The sequence below is a fragment of the Streptomyces sp. SID14478 genome (assembly GCF_010548525.1).
Taxonomy (GTDB): domain Bacteria; phylum Actinomycetota; class Actinomycetes; order Streptomycetales; family Streptomycetaceae; genus Streptomyces.
This window is the reverse complement of sequence record NZ_JAAGMG010000492.1, coordinates 1-6,037: the sequence shown is the minus strand read 5'-3', so window position 1 is coordinate 6,037 and position 6,037 is coordinate 1. Positions and strand designations below refer to the sequence as shown.

The following is a 6,037-nucleotide window of genomic DNA, read 5'->3' as shown; positions in this document are numbered from 1 at the left end:
ACGGCCTGCGCGCCGAGGCCCCGCTCGCCAACCGGGTCCTGCCCGACGGCTCCACCGACCCCTGGCTCGCCGACGCCGCGGCCCGCCAGCGCAAGGTCGTCGCCCAATGGCAGGGGGCGCACGAGATACCCCACCTCGGGCACGACCCCGGCCCCGACGACCTCGACGTCCCCCTGCCCGGCCCGCCCGGGCCCCGCGCCGCCTGGCCCGTCGAGGACCGCCTCGCGGACGACGGAGTCCTGGTCTGGCGGATCCCGCTGCCCGGCGCCGTGCGCGAGGAGCTCACCCTGATCCGCCGCGGCGACGAGATCGTCGTCGGCGCGGGCCCCTTCCGCCGCATCGTCGCGCTGCCCTCCGCGCCCCGCCGCTGCACCGTGGCCGGGGCCGGGCTCGTCGACGGCGAACTGTGCGTACGGTTCGCGCCCGACCCCGAACTGTGGCCGCAGACCCGGTGAACCTTGTGCACCCGTTCGGGTAACGTCGAAGACGTCAGTGCTTCAGCACCTCTTCAGCTCTCCGCAGGAGTCAGCCGCCATGAGCGAGGCCACAGAGCAGCCCGTAGACGCCGATGCGTGGGAGACGGCGTGCGCCGAGGATCTCGCGGCGGAGAAGGCCCGCCGCCGGGCCGAGCACGGCGCGCCGCCCGGCTCCGCCGCCGAGGAGCTGAAGAAGCTCGTCGACGCGGTCACCGACAAGCTCTCCTCCGTGCAGGCCCCGTTCCTGGGCGCCGTCGCCCAGGGCACCGCCGAGCAGGTCGCCAAGCAGGTCGTCCGGCAGGCCAGGTCCGTCGTGGAGCCGGTCATCGAGCGCAACGCGGACGTCTTCGACCATCTGGCCGCCGCCGGTTCCGAACTGCTCGCCGCCTACCGCTCCGCCGTCGAGAACCAGGAGCGACGCTGGACGCAGGGCTCCGCGGACACCAAGCCCCCCACGGACGAAGGCCCTGGCGGGGAGCACATCGACCTGGACTGAACCCCGCTCAGGGCCTGCCGTCGGCGGGCCCTCAGGTACGGTGGGCCGTAGCGGGGCTCGACCGAACTGAGGGATTCATGGGACTCACCATCGGCGTCGATATCGGCGGCACGAAGATCGCGGCCGGCGTGGTCGACGAGGAAGGCAACATCCTCTCCACGTTCAAGGTGCCGACGCCTTCCACGCCTGACGGGATCGTCGACGCGATCGCCTCGGCCGTGGAAGGTGCCAGGGCCGGGCACGAGATCGTGGGCGTGGGCATCGGTGCGGCCGGCTACGTCAACCGTCAGCGCTCCACCGTGTACTTCGCGCCGAACATCGACTGGCGCCAGGAACCGCTGAAGGAGAAGGTCGAGGGACGCGTCGGCCTGCCCGTCGTCGTCGAGAACGACGCCAACGCGGCGGCCTGGGGCGAGTACAGGTTCGGCGCGGGCAAGGGCCATCGCAACGTCATCTGCATCACGCTCGGCACCGGCCTCGGCGGCGGCATCATCATCGGCAACAAGCTGCGCCGCGGCCACTTCGGCGTGGCCGCCGAGTTCGGCCACATCCGCATGGTGCCGGACGGCCTGCTGTGCGGCTGCGGCTCGCAGGGCTGCTGGGAGCAGTACGCCTCCGGCCGCGCACTGGTGCGCTACGCCATGCAGCGGGCGAACGCGACCCCGGAGAACGCCGAGTACCTGCTGTCGCTGGGCGACGGCACCCCCGAGGGCATCGAGGGCAAGCACATCTCCATGGCCGCCCGCCAGGGCGACCTGGTGGCCGTCGACTCCTACCGGGAGCTGGCCCGCTGGGCCGGCGCGGGCCTGGCCGACCTGGCCTCGCTCTTCGACCCGTCGGCGTTCATCGTCGGCGGCGGCCTGTCGGACGAGGGCGAGCTGGTCCTCGACCCGATCCGCAAGTCGTACAAGCGCTGGCTGGTCGGCGGGAACTGGCGGCCGGTGGCCGACGTCATCGCCGCCCAGCTGGGCAACAAGGCGGGCATGGTCGGCGCCGCCGACCTGGCGCGGGAGCCCGACCCGGTCATGTGACACCGAAGTGCCGACGGTGCCCGTCGTTCCCCCCGGGGGCGGCGGGCACCGGCGTATCTTGATCGCCATGGACTCCGGCTCGCTCTCCGTGCTCCCCAACTCCCGTACCGAATCCGACGGTTCGGCCGTCATCCGCGTCCTCAGCTACAACATCCGCTCGATGCGCGACGACCCGGTCGCGCTCGCCCGGGTGATGAAGGCCTGCGCACCGGATCTCGTACTGGTCCAGGAGGCGCCGCGCTTCTTCCGCTGGCGCAAGAAACTCGCCCGGCTCGCCCGCGCCGCGGACCTGGTGCTGCTAACGGGCGGCGGCAGCGCGGCGGGCCCGGCGCTGCTGTGCTCGCTGCGCGCGACGGTCGAGCGGACCGAGGACGTGCTGCTGCCGCTGACGCCCGGACTGCACCGGCGCGGCTTCGCGACCGCCGTCGTCCGGTTCGGGGGCGTCCGGCTCGGCGTCGTCTCCTGCCACCTGAGTCTGCAGAAGGACGAGCGGTACGCGCAGGGCGGGATGCTCCTCGACCGCATCGCGGCGATGGGCGTCGAGCACGCCGTCGCGGGCGGCGACCTCAACGAGCGGCCCGACGGGCGGACCTTCCGGCGCCTGGCGAACGCCCTGAACGACGCCTGGGCGACCCGGCCCTGGGGTGCCGAGTACACGTCCACCCCGGCCGACCCCCATCAGCGCATCGACGCGATCCTCGCCACCAAGGGCATCGAGGTGCTCGGCTGCGGCGTCCCCGACCTGGACCCGGACGAACTGAGGGCGGCCACGGACCACCTGCCGGTCCTGGCCGCCCTCAGGATTCCTGCCGCGTAGGCACGAAACGGGGGAGCGGGGCTCAGACCACGGCTCCGCGCCCGGGGTCCTCGTCCTCGTCGTCGTCCGACTCCATCCGGGCCACGAGCGTGGCGAAGCCGCCGAGGAAGCCGCCGACGCAGAGCGTCGTCAGCCACCACGTCATCTCCCAGCCGAGCAGCACGGAGACCAGCAGCAGCACCGGCCCGCCGATCACCGCCAGCCAGGCGAACTTGGCCGTCACGTCCGCCTCCGGGAGCGGCGGCGGCTCCGGCGGCACGAAGTGGCCCTCGTCGTCCGCGTCGAAGTCGTCCTCGGACCCCTCCGGCGCGCTGTGGTCCCGCGGGCCCGGGGCGGCGGCGACGCCGGGCGCGAAGGAGACCGAGGAGCCGAGCGGGCCCTTCGCGTCCGGCTCCGGCGCCTCGTCGTCGTCCTCGTCACGGCCCCTGCCCGTGGCCCCCGGCGTCCTGTTGGTCTCCGGGTCCAGGAGCGCCAGGTCCTCGATCGACTTGAACGGCTTCGCCCCCGGCGGGTCCGGCGGCTCCTCCCCGTACCCGGCGACGATCTGCGCCCATACGGCGTCCTCGTCGATCGGGACCCCGGGGGTCTCGGGCGCCGTCCCGTGCTGCTCGTCCGCCCCGGGCTCCGGGCTGCCGCCGCCGTCCTGGCTGTCGGGGCTCTCCGGCTCCCGCCGCTCCTGCTCAGCCACCGCTGGCCGTCCCTTCCGCGCCCTCGCCGGGGCTGGTCACGCCCTCGCTGGGGGTCTTGCCGACACTGGGGGCGAGCCGGTCGACGAAGGCGTAGCTCTCCTCGAAGATCCGGTCCGCGTCATGGTCCAACGTCGCGACGTGGTAGCTCTGTTCCAGCAGGATCTCAGTGACGTCCCGGGAGGAGACCCGGCTGAGCACCCGGGCCGAGTCGGCGGGCGGCACCACGTGGTCCTGCACGCTGTGCAGCACCAGCAACGGCTGGGTCACCTGCGGCAGTTCACGGTCCACGGCGCGGAAGAAACCGCGCAGCTGGTGCGCGGAGTGCAGCGGCACCCGGTCGTAGCCGATCTCCTGCGAGCCCTCCTTGGCGATGTCGCTGGCGATGCCCTTGACCGTGCGGACGAGGTGCCGGGCCACGGGGAGGGCGTGCGCGGCCAGGCCGTGCACCTTGATCCCCGGGTTCACCAGGACCAGGCCCGCCACCTGGTCGCCGTGCCGGGCGGCGAGGCGCAGCGCGAGCGCGCCGCCCATCGACAGGCCCATGACGAACACCTGCGCGCAGCGCTCCGTGAGGTCGCGCAGCGCGCGGTCCACCTCCGCGTACCAGTCCTGCCAGGCCGTGACCGACAGGTCCTCCCAGCGGGTGCCGTGGCCGGGCAGCAGCGGCAGCGAGACGGTCAGCCCGCGCCCGGCCAGGTACGCGGCCCAGGGCCGCAGCGACTGGGGCGATCCGGTGAAGCCGTGACAGAGGAGGACGCCGACCTCGCCGCCTTCATGGCGGTACGGCTCGGCTCCAGGAAGGACCGGCACCTCGGTCTCCTGTTCATCAAGTGGCATCGGGACGTGCACATCACCGTACGCGACCGGACTGACACCGACCAGGGTCGTCGGGCCTGTGGGCGGCCCCGCGGGTTAAGGTCTGATCCTCGGGCCGATCCGCGGACGAGTCCGTGGACGAGGTCCGAGTACGAGGGAAGGCAGAGGGTTGATCTACGGCGCAATGAAGGTGGCCATCGGGGGGCCGCTGAAGCTCGGATTCCGGCCGTGGGTGGAAGGGATGGAGAACATCCCCGCCGAGGGTGCGGCGATCCTCGCCAGCAACCACCTCTCCTTCTCCGACTCGTTCTTCCTGCCGGCCGTCCTCGACCGCAAGGTCACCTTCATCGCGAAGGCGGAGTACTTCACCACTCCCGGGGTGAAGGGCAAGTTGACGGCGGCCTTCTTCAAGGGCGTCGGCCAGCTGCCCGTGGACCGCTCCGGTTCGCGCGGCGCCGGTGAGGCCGCCATCAAGAGCGGCATCGAGGTGCTCGAACGCGGCGAGCTGTTCGGCATCTACCCCGAGGGCACGCGCTCCCCCGACGGCCGCCTGTACCGCGGCAAGCCCGGCGGCCTGGCCCGGGTGGCGCTGGCCACCGGCGCGCCCGTCATCCCGGTCGCCATGATCGACACGGAGAAGATCCAGCCCCCCGGCCAGGTCATGCCGAAGCTCATGCGCCCGGGCATCCGCATCGGCAAGCCGCTCGACTTCAGCCGCTACCAGGGCATGGAGAGCGACCGGTTCGTGCTGCGGGCGGTGACCGACGAGGTCATGTACGAAATCATGAAGCTGTCCGGCCAGGAGTACGTCGACATGTACGCGACCGCCGCCAAGCGGCAGATCGCGGATGCGGCCAAGGCCGAGAAGGCCGAGAAGGAAAAAGCGGAGAAGGCCGAGAAGGCCGAGAAGGAAGCGCAGAAGGCGCTGGAGAAGGAGCGCGGCGGCGCCTAGCCGTCACGTCGGGGGTGGGGGACATGGGGAGCACGGTCCGGCGCGAGCGCGTCGTCCGGATGTCGGTCGAACAGCCGCTGTGGCGCGCCCTCATGGGCTACCGCGTCCTCACCATGCTGTACGCGATCGGGCTCTTCGCCTCCTCCTACGAGGTCTACGACCGCCCCTGGGTCGGCATCGCGTTCTACGCCGTACTGGCCGGGTGGACGGTGGCGACGCTGCCACAGGTGTCGGGCGCCCGGCGCTGCACCAAGCGGTTCCTCACCGCCGACCTGACGGTCGCCGTCACCGGCATCCTGCTGTCGCCCGTCGCGGACCACGAGCGGGCCGTGACCGGCGGCTCGACGCTGCCGTCGATATGGACGGCGGGCGCGGTCCTCGCCTGGGCCCTCAAGGGCGGCTGGCGCTGGGCGGCCACCGCGTCCCTGTTCATCGGCGTCGCCAACGTGGTCCAGCGCGGCGACCTCAGCCGCAGCACCCTGCACAACGTGCTGCTGGTCTGCATCGCGTCCATCGCCATCGGCTACGTCGTCGAGGTGGCCCGCGCCTCCGAGCGCACCCTCGCCCGCGCCCTGGAGATCGAGGCGGCCACGCGCGAGCGGGAGCGCCTGGCCCGCGACATCCACGACAGCGTGCTGCAGGTCCTGGCCATGGTGCAGCGGCGCGGCACCGCGCTGGGCGGCGAGGCCGCCGAGCTCGGCCGGATGGCGGGCGAGCAGGAGGTCGCGCTGCGCACGCTGGTGGCCGGCGGGCTCGCCCC

7 protein-coding genes and 1 pseudogene are annotated in these 6,037 nt (G+C 72.7%); 6 read left to right on the top strand and 2 right to left on the bottom strand.

Annotated elements, in window-relative coordinates; genetic code table 11:
• The 4 genes and pseudogenes from G3I40_RS16315 to G3I40_RS16300 form a co-directional block, all read left to right on the top strand.
• Nucleotides 1-455: pseudogene (locus tag G3I40_RS16315) on the top strand (ArsA family ATPase); the annotation flags it as partial.
• 79 nt (nucleotides 456-534) lie between these two features.
• A complete protein-coding gene (locus tag G3I40_RS16310; RefSeq protein ID WP_164302878.1) occupies nucleotides 535-972 on the top strand; it encodes a DUF5304 domain-containing protein in 438 nt (145 codons plus the stop codon).
• A 77-nt stretch (nucleotides 973-1,049) separates the two neighbouring features.
• Nucleotides 1,050-2,003, top strand: coding sequence for an ROK family glucokinase (locus G3I40_RS16305; RefSeq protein ID WP_164302877.1), 954 nt, complete (start codon nucleotides 1,050-1,052; stop codon nucleotides 2,001-2,003).
• 67 nt (nucleotides 2,004-2,070) lie between these two features.
• Complete coding sequence (locus G3I40_RS16300) at nucleotides 2,071-2,820, top strand: endonuclease/exonuclease/phosphatase family protein (RefSeq protein ID WP_164302876.1); 750 nt, start codon at nucleotides 2,071-2,073, stop codon at nucleotides 2,818-2,820.
• Between the two features lie 22 nt (nucleotides 2,821-2,842).
• Here G3I40_RS16300 and G3I40_RS16295 read toward each other — a convergent pair whose 3' ends face one another.
• Nucleotides 2,843-3,391 carry a hypothetical protein gene (locus G3I40_RS16295; protein WP_164302881.1) on the bottom strand — a complete coding sequence of 183 codons (549 nt, stop codon included), beginning with the start codon at nucleotides 3,389-3,391 and terminating at the stop codon, nucleotides 2,843-2,845.
• A 109-nt stretch (nucleotides 3,392-3,500) separates the two neighbouring features.
• The gene (locus G3I40_RS16290; protein ID WP_164302880.1) at nucleotides 3,501-4,319 is read right to left on the bottom strand and encodes an alpha/beta fold hydrolase; all 819 of its coding nucleotides are present in this window, start codon (nucleotides 4,317-4,319) and stop codon (nucleotides 3,501-3,503) included.
• A gap of 178 nt (nucleotides 4,320-4,497) precedes the next feature.
• On the opposite strand from G3I40_RS16290, the gene G3I40_RS16285 reads away from it, so the two are divergent.
• Nucleotides 4,498-5,277 (top strand): lysophospholipid acyltransferase family protein, encoded by a 780-nt coding sequence (locus G3I40_RS16285; protein WP_164302879.1) that lies wholly within the window; start codon nucleotides 4,498-4,500, stop codon nucleotides 5,275-5,277.
• 23 nt (nucleotides 5,278-5,300) lie between these two features.
• Nucleotides 5,301-6,037, top strand: a 737-nt coding sequence (locus G3I40_RS16280) for a DUF5931 domain-containing protein (protein WP_239091774.1), incomplete at its 3' end; no start/stop codon positions are given.